The organism is Ramlibacter humi (genome assembly GCF_004681975.1).
In the GTDB taxonomy this organism is placed as follows: Bacteria; Pseudomonadota; Gammaproteobacteria; order Burkholderiales; family Burkholderiaceae_C; genus Ramlibacter; species Ramlibacter humi.
The window spans coordinates 203,712-220,434 of record NZ_SMLK01000003.1; the positions used below are offsets into that span (position 1 = coordinate 203,712).

General features: G+C 69.8%; 21 protein-coding genes. 13 read left to right on the forward strand and 8 right to left on the reverse strand.

Annotated features, from left to right (window positions below):
- Positions 1-67 precede the first annotated feature (67 nt).
- The 4 genes from EZ216_RS11945 to EZ216_RS11960 are packed head-to-tail and all read left to right on the forward strand — an operon-like array spanning position 68 to position 4,769.
- On the forward strand, positions 68-2,113 hold the full coding sequence (locus tag EZ216_RS11945) for a VIT and vWA domain-containing protein (RefSeq protein ID WP_135249996.1): 2,046 nt from the start codon (positions 68-70) through the stop codon (positions 2,111-2,113).
- Between the two features lie 10 nt (positions 2,114-2,123).
- The gene (gene xrtQa, locus EZ216_RS11950; protein ID WP_135249997.1) at positions 2,124-2,963 is read left to right on the forward strand and encodes an exosortase Q; all 840 of its coding nucleotides are present in this window, start codon (positions 2,124-2,126) and stop codon (positions 2,961-2,963) included.
- A complete protein-coding gene (gene xrtQb / locus EZ216_RS11955) occupies positions 2,956-3,498 on the forward strand; it encodes an exosortase Q subunit 2 (RefSeq protein ID WP_135249998.1) in 543 nt (180 codons plus the stop codon). The genes xrtQa and xrtQb overlap by 8 nt, the downstream gene beginning before the upstream one ends.
- Complete coding sequence (locus EZ216_RS11960) at positions 3,495-4,769, forward strand: biosynthetic peptidoglycan transglycosylase (RefSeq protein WP_135249999.1); 1,275 nt, start codon at positions 3,495-3,497, stop codon at positions 4,767-4,769. Before xrtQb ends, EZ216_RS11960 begins: the two co-directional genes overlap by 4 nt.
- A 23-nt stretch (positions 4,770-4,792) precedes the next feature.
- Here the strand turns inward: EZ216_RS11960 and EZ216_RS11965 are convergent, their stop codons facing one another.
- Complete coding sequence (locus EZ216_RS11965) at positions 4,793-5,158, reverse strand: hypothetical protein (RefSeq protein WP_135250000.1); 366 nt, start codon at positions 5,156-5,158, stop codon at positions 4,793-4,795.
- 251 nt (positions 5,159-5,409) lie between these two features.
- Here EZ216_RS11965 and EZ216_RS11970 point away from each other — a divergent pair, with 251 nt between their 5' ends.
- A complete protein-coding gene (locus EZ216_RS11970) occupies positions 5,410-5,889 on the forward strand; it encodes a Spy/CpxP family protein refolding chaperone (RefSeq protein WP_205959665.1) in 480 nt (159 codons plus the stop codon).
- Positions 5,890-6,004: 115 nt separating this feature from the next.
- Here EZ216_RS11970 and EZ216_RS11975 read toward each other — a convergent pair whose 3' ends face one another.
- Positions 6,005-6,553, reverse strand: coding sequence for an acyloxyacyl hydrolase (locus EZ216_RS11975; protein ID WP_135250001.1), 549 nt, complete (start codon positions 6,551-6,553; stop codon positions 6,005-6,007).
- A gap of 241 nt (positions 6,554-6,794) precedes the next feature.
- Here EZ216_RS11975 and EZ216_RS11980 point away from each other — a divergent pair, with 241 nt between their 5' ends.
- The 6 genes from EZ216_RS11980 (at position 6,795) to EZ216_RS12005 (ending at position 12,899) form a co-directional block, all read left to right on the forward strand.
- Positions 6,795-7,565 (forward strand): endonuclease/exonuclease/phosphatase family protein, encoded by a 771-nt coding sequence (locus tag EZ216_RS11980; RefSeq protein WP_135250002.1) that lies wholly within the window; start codon positions 6,795-6,797, stop codon positions 7,563-7,565.
- Between the two features lie 26 nt (positions 7,566-7,591).
- Positions 7,592-8,839, forward strand: coding sequence for a cardiolipin synthase ClsB (clsB, locus tag EZ216_RS11985; protein ID WP_135250003.1), 1,248 nt, complete (start codon positions 7,592-7,594; stop codon positions 8,837-8,839).
- Positions 8,840-9,018: 179 nt separating this feature from the next.
- Positions 9,019-9,927, forward strand: coding sequence for a lysylphosphatidylglycerol synthase domain-containing protein (locus EZ216_RS11990; RefSeq protein ID WP_239024356.1), 909 nt, complete (start codon positions 9,019-9,021; stop codon positions 9,925-9,927).
- 28 nt (positions 9,928-9,955) lie between these two features.
- Complete coding sequence (locus tag EZ216_RS11995; protein WP_135250005.1) at positions 9,956-10,171, forward strand: hypothetical protein; 216 nt, start codon at positions 9,956-9,958, stop codon at positions 10,169-10,171.
- Positions 10,172-10,189: 18 nt separating this feature from the next.
- Positions 10,190-11,446: a putative DNA modification/repair radical SAM protein gene (locus EZ216_RS12000; RefSeq protein ID WP_135250006.1), complete on the forward strand. Its 1,257-nt coding sequence runs from the start codon at positions 10,190-10,192 to the stop codon at positions 11,444-11,446.
- Positions 11,447-11,450: 4 nt separating this feature from the next.
- Entirely contained in the window at positions 11,451-12,899 is a 1,449-nt protein-coding gene (locus EZ216_RS12005) for a UdgX family uracil-DNA binding protein (RefSeq protein ID WP_135250007.1), read from the forward strand.
- Positions 12,900-12,936: 37 nt separating this feature from the next.
- Here the strand turns inward: EZ216_RS12005 and EZ216_RS12010 are convergent, their stop codons facing one another.
- Positions 12,937-13,410: a hypothetical protein gene (locus EZ216_RS12010; protein WP_135250008.1), complete on the reverse strand. Its 474-nt coding sequence runs from the start codon at positions 13,408-13,410 to the stop codon at positions 12,937-12,939.
- A gap of 168 nt (positions 13,411-13,578) precedes the next feature.
- Here EZ216_RS12010 and EZ216_RS12015 point away from each other — a divergent pair, with 168 nt between their 5' ends.
- A complete protein-coding gene (locus EZ216_RS12015; protein ID WP_135250009.1) occupies positions 13,579-14,046 on the forward strand; it encodes an SRPBCC family protein in 468 nt (155 codons plus the stop codon).
- A gap of 68 nt (positions 14,047-14,114) precedes the next feature.
- Here EZ216_RS12015 and EZ216_RS12020 read toward each other — a convergent pair whose 3' ends face one another.
- From EZ216_RS12020 to EZ216_RS21370, 3 genes are read right to left on the reverse strand one after another with little or no spacing between them, the layout of a single operon-like run.
- On the reverse strand, positions 14,115-14,519 hold the full coding sequence (locus EZ216_RS12020; RefSeq protein WP_135250010.1) for a VOC family protein: 405 nt from the start codon (positions 14,517-14,519) through the stop codon (positions 14,115-14,117).
- Positions 14,520-14,561: 42 nt separating this feature from the next.
- Positions 14,562-14,870: a hypothetical protein gene (locus EZ216_RS12025; RefSeq protein ID WP_338050539.1), complete on the reverse strand. Its 309-nt coding sequence runs from the start codon at positions 14,868-14,870 to the stop codon at positions 14,562-14,564.
- Between the two features lie 2 nt (positions 14,871-14,872).
- Positions 14,873-15,016 (reverse strand): hypothetical protein, encoded by a 144-nt coding sequence (locus EZ216_RS21370; protein WP_167772875.1) that lies wholly within the window; start codon positions 15,014-15,016, stop codon positions 14,873-14,875.
- Between the two features lie 188 nt (positions 15,017-15,204).
- Between EZ216_RS21370 and EZ216_RS12030 the strand changes: the two genes are divergently transcribed.
- Positions 15,205-15,525 (forward strand): DUF3175 domain-containing protein, encoded by a 321-nt coding sequence (locus tag EZ216_RS12030; protein WP_135250011.1) that lies wholly within the window; start codon positions 15,205-15,207, stop codon positions 15,523-15,525.
- Between the two features lie 143 nt (positions 15,526-15,668).
- On the opposite strand, the gene EZ216_RS12035 is transcribed toward EZ216_RS12030, so the two are convergent.
- Positions 15,669-16,076, reverse strand: coding sequence for a PPC domain-containing DNA-binding protein (locus EZ216_RS12035; RefSeq protein WP_135250012.1), 408 nt, complete (start codon positions 16,074-16,076; stop codon positions 15,669-15,671).
- Between the two features lie 2 nt (positions 16,077-16,078).
- The gene (locus EZ216_RS12040; RefSeq protein ID WP_135250013.1) at positions 16,079-16,660 is read right to left on the reverse strand and encodes an NnrU family protein; all 582 of its coding nucleotides are present in this window, start codon (positions 16,658-16,660) and stop codon (positions 16,079-16,081) included.
- Between the last annotated feature and the right edge of the window lie 63 nt (positions 16,661-16,723).

Genomic DNA, 16,723 nt, shown 5'->3' on the forward strand with positions numbered 1-16,723 from the left:
CACCGGCTTCTCGCTCGGGCCCGAACCTTCGCTCCGTGCACCGTCGCACGCCCGGGAGATCGAGCCCATGGACACCCCCCTTTCGCCAGCCCCCCAAGGCGCCCTGCGCTGGCTGATGACCGTCACCGCAGGCACCGCCGCCGCCTGCTTCCTCACCTTCGCGCCCGCCCGCGCCGAGGACGCCGCGCCGCCGCAGAAGACCGAAAGCCCGTACTTCTTCGTGCAGGGCGCCGACCCCGCGGTGGACCGCCTGCCGCTCAAGGGCACGCAAGTCGACGTGCGCATCTCCGGGGTGATCGCCGACGTGACCGTCACGCAGACGTACCGCAACGAGGGCCGGCGGCCGATCGAGGCGAAGTACGTGTTCCCCGGCTCGACGCGCGCGGCCGTCAACGGCCTCACCGTGCGCCTGGGCGAGCGCATCGTCACCGCGCGCATCCGTGAGAAGCAGCAGGCCAGGGTCGAATACGAACAGGCGAAGGGCGAAGGCAAGACGGCCGCGCTGCTGGAGCAGCACCGCCCCAACGTGTTCCAGATGAACGTCGCCAACATCCTGCCCGGCGACGACGTGAAGGTGGAGCTGCGCTACACCGAGCTGCTGGTGCCGCAGTCGGGCAACTACCGGTTCGTGTTCCCCACCGTGGTGGGACCGCGCTACAACAGCCCGCAGTCGGCCGACGCCGGCGCGAAGTGGATCGCGCAGCCCACCCTGCCGCCGGGGACGCAGGACCAGCGCGCGCCCACCTTCGACCTGAAGGTCGCTCTCGCCAGCCCCATTGGCCTGAAGGAAATTCACTCCACCACGCACCAGGTGGAAGTGACCGAGGAAGGCGACAAGCGCGCCGGCGTGACGCTGGCGCGCGGCGAAGGCCGCCAGGACAACCGCGATTTCATCCTCGACTACCGCCTGGCCGGCGACCGCATCGAATCGGGCGTCATGCTGTACCGCGGGCAGGACGAGAACTTCTTCCTGGCGATGGTGGAGCCGCCCAAGCACGTGGCGCCGGCCGCCATCAGCCCGCGCGAGTACATCTTCGTGGTCGACATCTCCGGCTCCATGCACGGCTTCCCGCTGGACACCGCCAAGGCCATGCTGCGCGAGCTGGTCGGCGGCCTGAAACCCAGCGACACCTTCAACGTGCTGCTGTTCTCGGGCAGCAGCGAGTTCCTGGCGCCGCGCAGCGTGCCCGCGACGCGCGCCAACATCGACCGCGCCATGGGCACGCTCGCCAACTACCGAGGCGGCGGCAGCACCGAGCTGATCCCCGCGCTGCGCAAGGTCTACGCCGAACCCAAGACGCCCGACGTGGCACGCACGGTGGTGGTGGTGACCGACGGCTACGTGTCGGTGGAACGCGAAGCCTTCGAGCTGGTGCGCCGCCACCTGTCCGAAGCCAACGTGTTCGCCTTCGGCATCGGCAGTTCGGTGAACCGCCACCTGATGGAAGGCCTGGCCCGCGCCGGCATGGGCGAGCCCTTCATCATCACCGACCCCGCGCAGGCGCCGGCCGAAGCCGCGCGCTTCCGCAAGATGATCGAGTCGCCCGTACTCACCAGCGTCAACGCGCGCTTCGAAGGCCTGGAGGTGTACGACGTCGAGCCGCGCGAGCTGCCCGACGTGCTGGGCGAGCGCCCGGTGCTGGTGTTCGGCAAGTGGCGCGGCGATGCGCGCGGCCAGGTCGTCATCGAAGGCCGCAACGCCGCGGGCACCTACCGCGAAGCGCTGCCCGTCGGCGCGCAGGTCGCGCAGGACACCGCCGCGCTGCGCTACCTGTGGGCGCGCCACCGCATCGCGCGCCTGTCCGACCAGGAAGGCCTGGAAGGCGGCGACGGGCTGCGGCAGCAGATCACCGACCTGGGCCTGCGCTACACGCTGCTCACGCAGTACACCAGCTTCCTGGCCGTCGACCAGGTCGTGCGCACGGCCACGCCGGCCACGGCCGTGGACCAGCCGCTGCCCTTGCCGCAAGGCGTGGAAGCCACCGCCGTCGGCGCCGAAGTGCCCGGCACGCCGGAGCCCGCCACCTGGGGCGCGGTCTTCGTCACGCTGTCGGTGCTGGCCATGCTGGCGCGCCGCGCCCGCCGCCAGCGGGCGGAACGCTTCACCGCCTGAGGAAGCCGCCATGCTGCTCGAACGCCTTTACGCGCGGCCGCGGCTGCTGGAAGCCGCCATCGCGCTGGACCGCGCCGCGCCAGCCGTGTGGCTGGGCCTGCTGGCCGCGGCGCTGCTGCCGACGTGGGCCTGGATGGGACGCCGCGTGGCCGACGGCTCCGACGATCCGCTCGGCGTGCTGGCGCTGGCCGCGCTGGCCGTCACCGCGTGGTCGTGCCGCCGGCAGTTGCGCGTCGCGCCGCGTCTGCGGTGGCTGGCCGTGGCATTGCTGCTGGCCGTGGCGTCCAGCGTGGCGCAAGGCTGGTGGCCGCCGCTGCCGGCCGCCCTGCTTGGCCTGGCTTCGCTGGGCGCCGCGTTGGCCGCCTTCCTGCCGGCACGCGTTGCCGCCGCGCCGGTGATGGGCCTGGCGGTGCTGTCGCTGCCCCTGCTGGCGTCGCTGCAGTTCTACGCCGGCTACCCGCTGCGCGTGCTGACGGCCGAAGCGAGCCGCTGGCTGCTGTCGCCCTTCTTCCTCGCCGAACGCATGGGCAGCAGCCTGCGCGTGGACGGCCGGCTGGTCATCGTCGACGCGCCGTGCTCCGGCGTGCAGATGCTGTGGCTCGGCTACTTCACCGCGTGCGTCACCGCGCTGTGGGCGGGGCGTGCGGACAAGTCCTTTCTCGCGCGGCTTCCGGCAGTGAGCGCCATCGTCCTGGCGGGCAACGTGATCCGCAACACCGTGCTGGTCGCGGGCGAGGCGATCGGGCGGCCCATGGTCGGAAACGCGCACGACGTCGTGGGACTGGCCGTGCTGGGCTTCGTTTGCACGGGCATCGCGTGGGTCATGCACGGGAACGGCCGCCATGTTTGACAACACCTTCCTCAACCGCGTGGCCCATAAGCTGGCCTGGGCGGTGCTGTTGCCGCTGTGCCTGGCGTGGAGCGCCTGGGCGGCGTGGGGCCGGCCTGCTGCGCAATACGTTCCGAATGTGCAGCCCGAACTACCGGCCGAGTGGGAAGGCCGGCCCTTGCGCCCGCTGGCGCTGTCCGCGGTGGAAGAGCGGTTTGCCGATCGCTTCCCGGGCAGCATCGCCCGCCTCACCAACGGCCGGCAGGTGCTGGTGCTGCGCACCGTGCTGCAGCCCACGCGCATGCTGCACCCCGCGGCGGATTGCTACCGCGGCCTGGGTTGGCGCGTCGGCACGCAGGTGCTGTGGCGCGACGCGCAGGGTGAGTTGTGGCGCTGCTTCGAAGTGGAGCGCGGCGGCGTGCGCCAGCGCGTGTGCGAACGCATCGTCGACGCGCAAGGGCGCGGCTTCACCGACGCCTCGTCGTGGTACTGGTCCGCGGCGCTGGGCCAGTCGCACGGCCCGTGGCGCGCCGTCACCGTGGCGCAACCGCTATGAAGACGCTGTTCGCCATCCTGGGCGCGCTGCTCGCCGTGCTGGTAGTGATCGCCCTCGCCGTGTTCCTCGTGCTGCGCATCGCGCTGACACCGCTGCCGGGCGAATGGGCGCTGCCGCTGGCCATCGGCCCGCTGAAGCTGCAGGCCGGCGTGCCGTCGGCCTTGCGGCTCGCGACCTCGTGGTGGGGTGCGCCGCTGCTGGACGGCCGCGCGCTGCCCGTCGCTCAAGGCCGGCTTCACATCCAGCACGCAGGCGACGGTGAACTGCAGGTGCGCTGCGCGCCGTGCACGCTGCAACCACCGGGCCTGGGGCAGGAGCCGCTGGTGCTGCCGGAAGTGCAGTTCACCGTGAGCCGCCTGGCCGACCTGCTGTCCGGCGAAGTGCGCAGCGGCGCGGTGCACGGCCGCTGGCAAGGCCAGCTGTCGCCTCAAGGGCTGCGCCTGCAACTGCGGATCCCCTCGACGCCGCTGGCCGACGGATTCGCGCTCTTCGCCGGCGTGATCCCGGAAGTGGGTCGAGCGCGGATCGGCGGAAGCTTCTCGCTGGACGCCACGTGGTCGCTGCCCCAGAGCACCTTGACGGTCACGCCACGCATTGAGGGTTTCGAAGTCGCCGGCCTGGGCACCGAGGCGCTGGTGGGCGCGCGCAGCGCCTGCAGCCGGCGCGCCAGCCGCCTCACCGCCGACAGCTGGCTGGCCCGCGCGGTGGTCGCGGCGGAAGACCAGCGCTTCTGGGACCACACCGGCTACGACCTGGCGGAGTTGACCGCCTCGCTGGTGCGCAACAACGAAGCGCAGCGCATCCAGCGCGGCGCCAGCACGCTGTCGCAACAGGTGGCGCGCCTGCTCGTCACCGGTGACGAACGCAGCCCGGTGCGCAAGCTGCGCGAGCTGCTGTACGCGGTGGAGCTGGATCGCACGCTGGGCAAGCCACGGCTGTTGCACATGTACCTGGACCACGCGCCCTGGGGCGAAGGGCTGTGCGGCGCCGAGTCAGCGTCGCTGCGTTACTTCGGCGTGCGCGCGCACGAGCTCGGCCCCGCGCAGGCGGCCTGGCTGGCCGCGATGCTGCACAACCCCGGCTTCGAGGCGCAGCGGTGGGCCGGGCGCGGCGGCATCGACACCGCCCGCGCGCAATGGGTGCTGCTGGCCATGCGCGGCATGCCGCGCGCCAAGAAACTGGCGCTGGCCGAACAATTGCCGATGCTGGACTGGACGCCGCGCTGGGCCGAACCGGGCACCAGCGACGGCGGCAAGGCGGCGCGTCCTTGATGCGGCGGCCGCTTCGACTGGTTTCAGCGCCCGCCGTCGGGCGGCGGGGCCTCGGCTTCGCGGAGGTCGCTCCAGCTGCGTGAGCGCTCCACGATGCGCGACACGTTGCGGCCGATCGTCGACGTGACGCCGGTGCGGTCGCCCGCGGCCTGGAAGTCGTTGCGTTGCCGCTGCGCGCGCACCTTCGACTGGTCGAGGACGATCGCGCCATGGCTGTCGCGCACTTCCGCGGGCAACGGCTGCACATCGCTCATGACCTGACCCGGCGACGAAGGCGGCGCATCGGAGTCGGCGGGGACCGCCGGCGTGGCCGGCTGCGCCATCGCACCGCCAGCCAGTCCCGCCGTCAGCGCCATCACGGCCAACGGCCGTGCTTGCTGCATCTTCATGGGGTTCTCCTGGTGAGATGGATCAGCCCATGATGGGCGGACCCCCCATCCGCGTCTGTGGCCCGGAACGGTGTCCCCCCGTAGGACGCGCCGCACGGCGCGCGGGCAGCCCAGCTGTGACGAGGCCCGGCCCCGCCTTTACGTTTGCTCTACCTTCCCGGCATGGCCCGTTTGCACGCGGCGCCGAAACTGCCTTCCAACCTGAGGCGGGATCCCGCCGAAGGCCCAACCACCCGGAAGGAAAGCAAGCCATGAAATCGCACATCCGCAAGCACCTCGTCACCTGCGCGCTGCTGGCCGGCGCGGCGTTCGCCGTGCAGGCGCAGCCGGCCCCCGGCACCCCGCCCGCCGGCGGCACGCAAGCCCAGCAGGGCCGCAAGGCGTTCGATCCCGCCAAGCGCGCCGAGCGCGTGAACAAGCGCCTGGCCGACCTGAAGCAGAAGCTGAAGATCGCGCCCAACCAGGAAAGCGCCTGGACCACGTTCGCCAACGCCATGCAGCCGCCCGCGGCCGGCCAGCGCCCCGACCGCGGCGCCCTCGCCAATCTGAGCACGCCGGACCGCATCGACCACATGCGTGCCATGCGTGACCAGCGCAACGCCGAGATGGACCGCCGCGCCGACGCCACCAAGGCCTTCTATGCCCAGCTGAACGCCGACCAGAAGAAGACCTTCGACAACGAGACGGCTCGCATGTTCAACCGCGGCCCCGGCGGCCACCGCCACGGCTGATCCGGACCGTTCGGGCTGAGCTTGCCGAAGCGTTCGACAGGCTCGGGCGGAACAAAAAAGCCTGCCCCGGCTCTCGCCGGGCAGGCTTTTCTTCATGGCCGCGGTGAACGCGGGATCAGAACTTCACCGCGTAGCGCACCGCGTACAGGTTGATCCCGGGGTTGGGCTTGCGCGCCCCGCCGTTGGACGAGTGCTGCCAGCGCAGGCTCACCTCCGACCCCTTGCCGATGTCGTACCCCAGCGCCAGGTTGTCGCTGAAATTCCACTCTGAAGACTGCACGCGGTTCGCCGTGACGTACTGCTTGTCCAGCACGGACAAGCCGATGCCGGCCTCGACGAACCAGGGCGCCTGCGCGGGGCGCCAGCGGAACATGGGCACCAGCCCGAGCTGCGCGTAGGTGCGGTGGCCGCCGCCGGGCGCGTCGGCGCGCCAGCCACTGAGGAACACCTCGGTCGCACCCGTGAACTCGCCGCCGGCGAATTCGCTGCGCCAGACCCAGGGCCACTGCGCCCCGACCGTGACCGCCTTCAGGCCGTCCTTCGGCCCAGGGCCGCCCTGCACGAACACCGTGGCCGGCCGCCAGTCCTGCGCGAAGGCGGCCAACGGCAGGGCGCCGGCGAGAAGCACCGCTGCAAGACAAGGGATTCGGGCGGAACGCGGCATGGGCTCTTTCTGTTTCCGGGAAGTTGAGAAGGACGGTGGACGATTGTGGTGGAACCAGCCCAGCCTGGGAACCACCCCGCTGTCGTGCTGATGGATGGGGATGGAACTCCCGATTGCGCGAGGTTGGGCGCGTGTCGCACGCCCGGTCGCAACCGAGGCGACGGGCCTTGGGGCCTGCCGTCCTACAGGTCACGGTAGAGCGCGCCGGTACAAAACTTCTCCGGGAGAACCACGCGCGAAAATGGACATGGCAGACCATCCGGCCGCCCCGCCGCTGACCGTGATGACGGTCAACATCCACAAGGGCTTCACGACCTTCAACCGCAAGTTCATCTTGCCGGAGCTGCGCGACGCCGTGCGCAAGATCGGCGCCGATGTAGTGTTCTTGCAGGAGGTGCTGGGCTCGCACGAAGGCCACGGCAGGCGCATCCAGGACTGGCCGGACGAGCCGCACTACGAATTCCTGGCTGACAGCATCTGGCCGCAGTACGCGTACGGCCGCAACGTCGTGTACCCCAAGGGCGAGCACGGCAACGCCGTGATGTCCAAGTTCCCCATCGTGCATTTCCAGAACCACGACGTGTCCCTGCCGGGACCGGAGAAGCGCGGCCTGCTGCACTGCGTGCTGCGCGTGCCGGGGCAGCCGGTGGACGTGCACGCCATCTGCGTGCACCTGGGCCTGGCCGAGTCGCACCGCGTGCAGCAGCTGGACCTGCTGTGCGAGATGGTGCGCAGCGAAGTGCCCGACAACGCGCCGCTCGTCGTGGCGGGCGACTTCAACGACTGGCGCCGCCGCGCCAACGCGATCCTGGAGCGTGAGATCGGCCTGCGCGAAGTCTTCGTGCACGCCTACGGCGAGTCGGCCAAGACCTTCCCGGCGCGCTTTCCGCTGCTGTCCCTGGACCGCATCTACGTGCGCAACGCGTCCGTCCACCTGCCGGTGGTGCTGCCGCGCCGCCCGTGGTCCCACCTGTCCGACCACGCACCGCTCGTGGCGGAGATCCACCTGTAGAGACCGAAAGGACAAGAGAGGACACCATGTCCGCCCGCTGGTACGACGGCAACCGCTTCACCCTGCTGGAGAACGGCGAAGAGTTCTTCCCGCGCGTGCTCGCGCGCATCGCCGAGGCCCGCAGGGAAGTGGTCATCGAGAGCTTCATCCTCTTCGAGGACAAGGTCGGCCTGCAGCTGCACGAGGCGCTGGTCGCGGCCGCGCGCCGCGGCGTGCAGGTCGACATCACGGTCGACGGCTGGGGCTCCCCCGACCTGTCGCCCCACTTCATTTCCACGCTGTGCGAAGCCGGCGCGCGGCTGCACGTCTTCGATCCCGGCCCGCGGCCGTTCGGCTTCCGCCCCAAGGTGCTGCGCCGCATGCACCGCAAGATCGTGGTGGTCGACGGCCACATCGCCTTCATCGGCGGCATCAACTACTCGGCCGACCACCTGGGCGACTACGGCCCGGAAGCCAAGCAGGACTACGCGGCCGAAGTGGAAGGGCCCATCGTCGCGGAAATCCACCGCTTCGCCCATGCGGCACTGGCGGCGGGCTCGCGCCACAACGCCTCGCGCCGCTGGTGGCGCTGGCGGCGGCAGGTGCGCAGCGCACCCGGGCAGCTGCCGCGCGCCGGCACCGCGCGCGCGATGCTGGTGACGCGCGACAACGGCTACCACCCCAGCGACATCGAGCACCAGTACCGCATCGCGATCCGCGCGGCCCGCAAGCGCATCGTCATCGCCAACGCCTACTTCTTCCCCGGCTACCGGCTGATCCGCGACCTGCGGCGCGCGGCACGGCGTGGCGTGGACGTGCGGCTGATCCTGCAGGGCACGCCCGACATGGCGATCGTGAAGGTCGGCGCGAGCGCGCTGTACGGCCACCTGGCGAAAGCGGGCGTGCGCATCTTCGAATACTGCGAACGCCCGCTGCACGGCAAGGTGGCGCTGGTCGACGGCGAGTGGGCCACCATCGGCTCGAGCAACCTCGACCCGCTGAGCCTGCAGCTGAACCTGGAAGCCAACGTCATCATCCGCGACCGCGGCTTCAACGAGGAGCTGTCGTCCAACCTGCAGCGGCTGATGCGCAAGAGCTGCCAGGAGATCTTGTACGAAGAGCTGGAGCACAACGCCGGCTGGCTGGGCGTGGTGCGCAGCTTCATCGCGTTCCACCTGGTGCGGCTGTATCCGGCGATGGCGTCGTGGCTGCCGCGCCACCGGCCCAGGCTCGCGCCCGCGATGCCGGAGGAGATGCAGCCGGCGTGCGCGGTGACGGGGGAGGAGGTGCGATGAACACGCACTCGGCCCGTCATGGCGGCTTTGCTCCCTCCCCCCCTGGGGGAGGGCTGGGGTGGGGGCATGCACCGCCTTCGACTCGCCCCCACCCCCACCCTCCCCCAGGGGGGGAGGGAGAGAAAACCCGGCTGAGGGAGCGCCACTGGTGGCCTTGGGCCAAGCGCATCACCTCCTGGGTGTTCTTCATCGCGGTGGCCTGGCTGCTGTTCGAGTACGCCCAGCACATCGACTGGGGCGACGTCCTCGACTCGCTGAAGCACCTTCCCGGGCCCGCGCTGGCCATGGCAGTGGGCCTCGCCATCGCCAGCCACCTGCTCTACGCGACGTTCGACCTGATCGGCCGCCACTACACGGGCCACACGCTGAAGACCGGCATCGTGATGGCGGTGACGTTCGTCAGCTACACGTTCAACCTGTGCATCGGCTCACTGGTGGGCGGCGTGGGCTTCCGCTACCGGCTGTATTCGCGGCTGGGACTGAAGACGGGCGTCATCACGCGCATCGTGTCGATGAGCATGCTGACCAACTGGCTGGGCTACAAGCTGCTGGCCGGCGTCCTGTTCATCACGCACCCGCTGGCGCTGCCGCCTGCATGGCACATGGGCAACCACGGCCTGGAATGGCTGGGCGCGGCGCTGGTCACGATTTCGCTGACCTACATCGTGGCGTGCTGGCGCATGGGCGACCACACCTGGGACTGGCGCGGGCACGAGCTGTACCTGCCGCCCTGGCGCATCGCCATCCTGCAGATGGCCATCTCGTGCGCCAACTGGATGCTGATGGCCGGGATCATCTACGTGCTGCTGCAGCGGCAGATCGACTACACGGACGTGCTCACGGTGTTGCTGGTGGGCGCCATCGCCGGCGTCGTGCTGCACGTGCCCGCCGGCCTGGGCGTGTTCGAAGCCGTGTTCATCGCCCTGCTGGGGCACCGCATTTCCGAAGGGCAGCTGCTGGCCGCGCTGCTCGGCTACCGGGCCGTGTACTACATCGGCCCGCTGGCGATCGCCGCGTTGATGTACCTCGTGATGGAGGTGCGCGCGCGGCGGCTCAAGAAGAGGGCGCACATCGCCCCGGCCGCATGAACTTCCAACGCCAAAAGGACCTTCCACCATGGCTTCCCACCACAAACCTTCCTTCCCGCTGCCTGAACAAGCCGCCGCCCTTTTCGACGGCGCGTTGGCCTGGCAGCAGGCGCAAACCGAGTGGCTGGTGCGCTCCTTGCAGCAGTGGCTGAGCGCCACGAGCGGCCTGCAGCCGGTGCCGGTGCGCGCCAAGTCCCCGCAGCACGGTCATGTAACAGGCAAGCTCGGCGGGCCTCGCGGCTGACTACTGTACATTCTTCCAGTGGAACTGAAGACCAAACTCGCGGTCCTGGCGGACGCCGCCAAGTACGACGCTTCGTGCGCGTCCAGCGGCGGCGTCGCGCGCGATTCCGTGGGCGGGCGCGGCATCGGTTCCAACGAAGGCACGGGCATCTGCCACAGCTACGCGCCGGACGGCCGCTGCATCTCGCTGCTGAAGATCCTGCTGACCAACTACTGCCAGTTCGACTGCCTGTACTGCGTCAACCGCGCCACCAGCAACGTGCAGCGCGCGCGCTTCACGGTCGACGAGGTGGTGCACCTCACGCTGGACTTCTACCGCCGCAACTGCATCGAAGGCCTGTTCCTGTCCAGCGGCATCATCCGCAGCCCCGACTACACGATGGAACAGGTGGTCGAAGTCGCGCGCCGCCTGCGCGAAGAGCACGACTTCCGCGGCTACATCCACCTGAAAACGATTCCCGAAGCCGCGCCCGACCTGCTGGCGCGCGCGGGGCTTTACGCGGACCGCTTGTCGATCAACATCGAGCTACCCACGGTGGCCAGCCTGCAATCGCTGGCGCCCGAAAAAGACGTGGGCGCCATCAAGCGGTCGATGGCGCGGCTGCGCGTGCACATCGACGAAGCGAAAGAGGCCAGGCGCGAAGTCGAAGCAAAGCCCATCACCGTGTTCGGCAACGCCAAGCCCAGGCGAGCGGAAGCACCGCATTTCGCCGCGGCGGGCCAGAGCACGCAGATGATCGTCGGCGCCGATGCCACCGACGACGCCACCATCCTGGCCACCAGCGCGCAGCTGTACGGCTCGTACGACCTGAAGCGCGTCTACTACTCCGCGTTCAGCCCCATCCCGCACGCCGCCGGCAACCTGCCGCTGAAGGCGCCGCCGCTGGTGCGCGAGCACCGCCTGTACCAGGCCGACTGGCTGATGCGCTTCTACGGCTTCGAAGCGCGCGAGATCACGCCCGCTGCCGGCGGCGGCATGCTGTCGCTGGACGAAGACCCGAAGATGGCCTGGGCACGCGCGCATCCCGAGCGCTTCCCCATCGACCTGAACCGCGCGCCGCGCGAGCTGCTGCTGCGCGTGCCCGGCCTGGGCGTGAAGGCGGTCGATCGCCTGCTGGCCGCGCGCCGCATCCGCCGCCTGCGCAGCGACGACCTGAAGCGCCTGCACGTGCCGGTGAAGAAGGTGCTGCCTTTCGTCGAGATGGCCGACCACGTCCCGCGCGGCCCCGCGCCCGCGGCCCCCAAACGCGTGCCCCAACAAGGCGCGCTGTTCTGACGCCATGCCACGCCTGGCCAGCGAAACCGACCTGGCGGGCTTCCGCAACGAAGCGCGCGAACTGCTGGCCCACCAGGTGCCGCCCGAGCAGGTGCACTGGGAAACCCTGCACACGCTCAGCGACGACATGTTCGCGCAGCCGGTGGGCGAAGGCGAAGGGCGCACCAGGGGCCTGTCCCGCGCGGCGACGGCGCTGGTGCCCGCATCGTTCTTGGGGCTGTGCGAAGTGGTGGTGCTGCACCACGACCCGCATCGCTTCGCCCTGCTGTACCGCCTGCTGTGGCGGCTGGTGCACGAGCCGACGCTGAGGCACGACCCGCTGGACGCCGACATGCTGCAGGCGCAGCAGATGGCGCAGTCGGTGCGGCGCGACATCCACAAGATGAAGGCGTTCGTGCGCTTCCGCCAGGTGCCCGACGAAGAGCATGCGGGCGAGGTGGTGCACGTGGCGTGGTTCGAGCCGGCGCACCACATCGTCGAGGCGGTGTCGCTCTGGTTCGCGCGGCGTTTCGCCAACATGCGCTGGGCCATCCTCACGCCCGAGCGCTCGGTGCAATGGGACGGCCAGCGGCTGCGGTTCGGCCCCGGCGGCGATCGCGCCGACGCGCCCGGCCCCGATGCCGGCGAGGCGTTGTGGCTCACCTACTACGAGAGCATCTTCAATCCCGCGCGGCTGAAGATGAGGCAGATGCGCAAGGAGATGCCGCGCAAGTACTGGCACAACCTGCCCGAATCGCAGCTGATCGGCGGCCTGTCGGCGCAGGCGGTGGAAAGGAGCGGCAGCATGATCGAACGCCCCGCCGAAGCACCCCGCAAACGCGTGCCCAAGCCCGTGGCACGCAATCCCGTGGTGACGCTGCACGAAGACCGCATCGCTTCGCTGGAAGACCTGAAGGCCGCCACCATGCGTTGCCGCGAATGTCCCCTCGGCGAATTCGCCACGCAGTCGGTCAACGGCGAAGGCCGCGTGCACGCGGCGCTGATGTTCGTGGGCGAGCAGCCCGGCGACCAGGAAGACCTGCAGGGCCACCCCTTCGTCGGCCCCGCCGGCAAACTGCTGGACCGCGCGCTGCAAGCACTGGGCATTCCACGCGACGCCGTGTTCGTGTCCAACGCGGTGAAGCACTTCAAGTTCGAACTGCGCGGCAAGCGGCGCATCCACAAGAGCCCCACGCAGCGCGAAGCGGCCGCGTGCCTGCACTGGCTGGAAGACGAGATCGCGCTGGTGAAACCGAAGGCGCTGGTGGCGCTGGGTGCCACCGCCGCGCGGTCACTGATGGGCCAAGCCGTGCCCGTGATGTCCGAGCGCGGCAAGTGGCTGACGCGCCAAGACGGGCTGAAGGTGCTGGTGACGCTTCACCCCAGCGCGCTGCTGCGCATGCTGCCGGAGGAGAGGGAACAGGCGTTCGAGGATTTCGTGGCGGACCTGCGGAAGGCGAAGTCGGTGCTTTGATTCTTGCTCCCTCCCCCTCTGGAGGAAGGAAAAGACTTCAGTTCGCGCTGTCGACCCCGCTCACCCCGTGCCGCGCGCGCTCCACGTCCCGCTTCACGGCGCGCTTGGCCTTGCTGGTCGACCGCATCTGGTCCTTCGCGCCGGTGGTGTTGCGCTCGCGCTTGACCACGTCGCCGCTGTCGCGGTCTCGTTGCGGCGCCAGGGTGTCGTCGCGCTGCTGCGAGCGGTCCAGGCCCGGGTCACGCGGCAACACCGGCCCCGCGACTTCCACGTCGCGCGGCCTGCGCAGCCCCAGCCCGCCGCCGGGTTCGTCCACGCTCTGCGGGCCGACGCCGCCTTGCGGCGGCCCCGACATCGCGCCCAGGCCCGCCTGCGCGCCGCTCATGGCAGGACGGCCCTGGTACACGGCCGCCGAACCGCTTTGCCCATGCGCGTCGTGCAGCGTGAGCAGCGCGACAGCCAGCACGGCCGCCACGGCGGCCCAGTGCCAAGGTTGGTGTTGGATCTTCATGGCGTGCTCCTGCGAGTTCACGCTGGCAGTGTGGTGCGCGGCCACGCGCGGCACAGGCCGACGGCGGCAACAGAATGTGTAGGACGCAGCCGCCGCGAGCGCTTCCCTACAAGCGAACGCGACCGGTTCCGGCTTGACGAGGCGCGGCCCCGCCGCGATAACCGGAGCATGGCCACCTCCACCATCGTGCGCGTCCAGCGCGCCTACGACTGCACCGCCGAGGCGGTGTACGACGCCTGGCTGGACCCGCAGCTGGCGCGCCGCTTCTGGTTCGCCACGTCCACCGGAGAAGTCATCCGCTGCACCATCGAGCCGAACGTCAATGGCCGCTTCACCATCGTCGACCGCCGCCGGCTGGAAGCCGGCCCGGACACCGAGATGGATGTGGAACACACCGGCCGCTTCCTGCAGCTGGACCGGCCGCGGCGCATCGCCTTCAGCTTCGGGCTGCCGCAGTTCCAGTCGCACGAAACCACGGTGATCGTCGACATCGAGCCCCAGGGCGATGGCTGCCTGCTGACGCTGCGCCACGACCTCGGCCCCGCCGATGAAGAAGCAACGGAGATGCTGGAGCGCGCCGAAGGCGGCTGGACGACGGTCCTGGAGAACCTGGAGAAGACGCTGAAGGGGCAGTGACTGTCATGCCGGGCTTGACCCGGTGGATTGGGGGTCAAGCCCGCAATGACAAGCGCCGCCTCAGCCGTTCACTGCGTGCCTTGCGGCAGCAGGTACACGGCCTCTATCTTGTGGCCGTCCGGGTCGTGGACGAAAGCGGCGTAGTAGCGCGGGGAATACTCCGGACGGATGCCGGGACCGCCGTCGTCATGCGCGCCGAGTTGCAGCGCCTTCGCATGGAAGGCCTGCACCTCTTCCTGCGAGTTGGCGACGAAGCACACGTGCGTGCCGTTGCCCACCGCCGCGCGGCCGCCGTCGTGCGGCAGGCCGATCCAGAAATCGGGGAAGCCCTTGCCGTAGCCGGCCGAAGGGCCGTGCTCCATCAGGCAACGGATGCCCAGCGTGGCGAGCACGGCGTCGTAGAACGCCTTGGCGCGCGGGTAGTCGTTGGTGCCTAGCGAGATGTGCGAGAGAACGGACTCGGGCTGCGGCATGGGCGGCTCCTGGGAAAAGGAGCCGCAAGCGTAGCGTACCCGTCAGCCCGCCCCGCGAGGCGTGCGCCCCGCGCCACCGCCGCCCTTGCGCGAAGACACCTGGTTGTGCGAGCCCGCCAGGTTCTCGCGATCGCTCCGGCTCTCCGGCGTGCGCTCGTGCTGGTTGGTCTGCGTCCTGGCCTGCGCGCCCTGCTTGTTGTGGTCGTTGGCCAACTTGCCCACGCCGGGCTGCTGGTGGTCCGCCACGTTGCCCTTGGCCGTGCCGCGCTCCGCAGCGCTGCCCTTCATCATCTTGCCGGGGTTGCGGGCCCGTCTCTGCTCTTTCGCGAGGAAAGCGCGCTTCTTGCTCATGTTCATCTCTGGTCCCTTCCCTTGACTTCGGTTTCACGGCCCACGGGGTGGACCTCTTCACGCTCGGGGTGGTAGCGCCTGGCCGACCCCGGCTCGGCCAGCTTGCGGTGCATCTCGGCCGTGGCCTGCGCGGGCGTGATGTCCATGGAAGCTCTCCTTTGGGTGCGTGCTCCAGGACATTCTGGGAACACCGCTGCGCGCTGCCTGTCGGACGTGTGCCCTCACGCGTCATGCGTTGTGACGCGCTGCAAGCGGACGCAACAACAGCGCGGGCTGACAGCCGTGACCGCGCATCACGCCGACACTGGCGGCACAGCCAAGCCAAGGAGCAGCCATGGCCCGCACGAGCACCCGCCGCTGGTCGCAGCACGTCACCGACACCAGCGACGCGCTGGACCTGAAGGAAGGCGTCTTCCGGCAGACCGACCCGAAGAAGATCGCACGGTCGCTGAAGGCGTCGGCCGAGCACAGCGAGCGGCGCAAGAGCGACCCTTACCGCTCGGCCATGTCGATGCTGACCTTCTACATCAACCGTGCCGGCCACCAGCTGGAAAGCCGCCAGCGCAAGCACCTGGAAGACGCGAAGGACGAACTGCGCGCGCTGTACGACAAGCCCGCGGCGCGCAAGACGAAGAAGAGCGAGCGGCCACGGTGAAAGGACGACTCGCGGTGAGGCGAGACGAGACTCACAGTGAGGACAAAGGCTGCGGCTGTGCCTGCAGCCAGCCTGGGTCTGCAGCCGGCAACCGATCGGCAGCCCCCCGTTCGGGCTGAGCCTGTCGAAGCCGAGGCACTGCCTCAGCGCCTGCGCGCGACCAGCTCCAGGTAACCCGTCGCGGCATCCGGTTGCCGGCCGAACGACCAATCCGGCAACAGCCCCACCACCACCTCCGCCGTCGTGCGCACGATGCAGCCGGGCATCAGGTGGCCGCCACGCACTTGCCCGCGCGCATCCGACACCGAAGCATGCAGGTGCACGCCGTCCGGACTGAGCGTGCCCGAGAGCGTGAGCAGTTCCAGCGGCTCGGCCCACTGTGTGCCCTGCGGCTCACCCGCGTAGCGCAGCACCGCGCGCGACAGGCTGCCCACCGCCGAGACGATGCACGCAGCTTCCAACCCTTCGCCCTGGTGCCAGCCCGCGAACGCCTGCTGCAAGGCCTGGCGCAAGTCCTGCCCCGGCGCGAGGCGCAGCACCTCGATGCGCATGGTCAGAACCCCAGCGGGCTGACGCCGATGAGAAAGGCGTGTGCCCAGAACACGAACACCGCGTACGCCACCAGCCCGATGACGACGGTGATGGCCGTGCCCTTCGCCGTGCCCGCCGCGTACTGCACATTGCCTGCGCGATCGCGCTGCCGCGCCGCACGGAAGTCCAGCACCGCCCACACCAGGAAGGCGCCGAACAGCACCACGTCGGCCAGGTTGCCGTTGGCCAGCAGGTGCGCGAACGCCCAGACCTTCACCGACAGCACCATCGGGTGGTGCAGCTTCGCCTTGATGGCGTTGCGCGGCACGTACGCCGCCGGCAGCAGGATGAAAGAGAACAGCATCAGCAGCGCGGCCAGGTGATTCATGCCGCGCGGCGGCGACCAGATCACCACGGGATGCTGGCGCGCCATGCCGAAGCCCCAGACGATGAGCGCGAAGCCGATGAGGGAGACGATGGTGTACGCGCCCTTCCAGGGCTTCTCGCCCATGGACGCGATGCGCTGCGCGCGCCAGCTGTCCGCGAAGATGCGCACGGAGTGCGCGCCGAGGAACAGCACCAGACCGATGATCAAAGCAGCCATGCTTCTTCTCCACTCGTGATGCGCGCGATTGTGCAGGGTGCAGGCGAGCGGCGCCACTAAACT

Bases quoted from the DNA above. Each gene is read 5' to 3' on its own strand.
- EZ216_RS12005 (WP_135250007.1), top strand. From the start codon at position 11,451: ATGCCACGCCTGGCCAGCGAAACCGACCTGGCGGGCTTCCGCAACGAA.
- EZ216_RS11945 (WP_135249996.1), top strand. From the start codon at position 68: ATGGACACCCCCCTTTCGCCAGCCCCCCAAGGCGCCCTGCGCTGGCTG.
- EZ216_RS11970 (WP_205959665.1), top strand. From the start codon at position 5,410: ATGAAATCGCACATCCGCAAGCACCTCGTCACCTGCGCGCTGCTGGCC.
- clsB (WP_135250003.1), top strand. From the start codon at position 7,592: ATGTCCGCCCGCTGGTACGACGGCAACCGCTTCACCCTGCTGGAGAAC.
- xrtQa (WP_135249997.1), top strand. From the start codon at position 2,124: ATGCTGCTCGAACGCCTTTACGCGCGGCCGCGGCTGCTGGAAGCCGCC.
- EZ216_RS12010 (WP_135250008.1), bottom strand. From the start codon at position 13,410: ATGAAGATCCAACACCAACCTTGGCACTGGGCCGCCGTGGCGGCCGTG.
- EZ216_RS11960 (WP_135249999.1), top strand. From the start codon at position 3,495: ATGAAGACGCTGTTCGCCATCCTGGGCGCGCTGCTCGCCGTGCTGGTA.
- EZ216_RS12015 (WP_135250009.1), top strand. From the start codon at position 13,579: ATGGCCACCTCCACCATCGTGCGCGTCCAGCGCGCCTACGACTGCACC.
- xrtQb (WP_135249998.1), top strand. From the start codon at position 2,956: ATGTTTGACAACACCTTCCTCAACCGCGTGGCCCATAAGCTGGCCTGG.
- EZ216_RS21370 (WP_167772875.1), bottom strand. From the start codon at position 15,016: ATGGACATCACGCCCGCGCAGGCCACGGCCGAGATGCACCGCAAGCTG.
- EZ216_RS11980 (WP_135250002.1), top strand. From the start codon at position 6,795: ATGGACATGGCAGACCATCCGGCCGCCCCGCCGCTGACCGTGATGACG.
- EZ216_RS12025 (WP_338050539.1), bottom strand. From the start codon at position 14,870: ATGAGCAAGAAGCGCGCTTTCCTCGCGAAAGAGCAGAGACGGGCCCGC.
- EZ216_RS11975 (WP_135250001.1), bottom strand. From the start codon at position 6,553: ATGCCGCGTTCCGCCCGAATCCCTTGTCTTGCAGCGGTGCTTCTCGCC.
- EZ216_RS12030 (WP_135250011.1), top strand. From the start codon at position 15,205: ATGGCCCGCACGAGCACCCGCCGCTGGTCGCAGCACGTCACCGACACC.
- EZ216_RS12035 (WP_135250012.1), bottom strand. From the start codon at position 16,076: ATGCGCATCGAGGTGCTGCGCCTCGCGCCGGGGCAGGACTTGCGCCAG.
- EZ216_RS12020 (WP_135250010.1), bottom strand. From the start codon at position 14,519: ATGCCGCAGCCCGAGTCCGTTCTCTCGCACATCTCGCTAGGCACCAAC.
- EZ216_RS11965 (WP_135250000.1), bottom strand. From the start codon at position 5,158: ATGAAGATGCAGCAAGCACGGCCGTTGGCCGTGATGGCGCTGACGGCG.
- EZ216_RS12040 (WP_135250013.1), bottom strand. From the start codon at position 16,660: ATGGCTGCTTTGATCATCGGTCTGGTGCTGTTCCTCGGCGCGCACTCC.
- EZ216_RS11995 (WP_135250005.1), top strand. From the start codon at position 9,956: ATGGCTTCCCACCACAAACCTTCCTTCCCGCTGCCTGAACAAGCCGCC.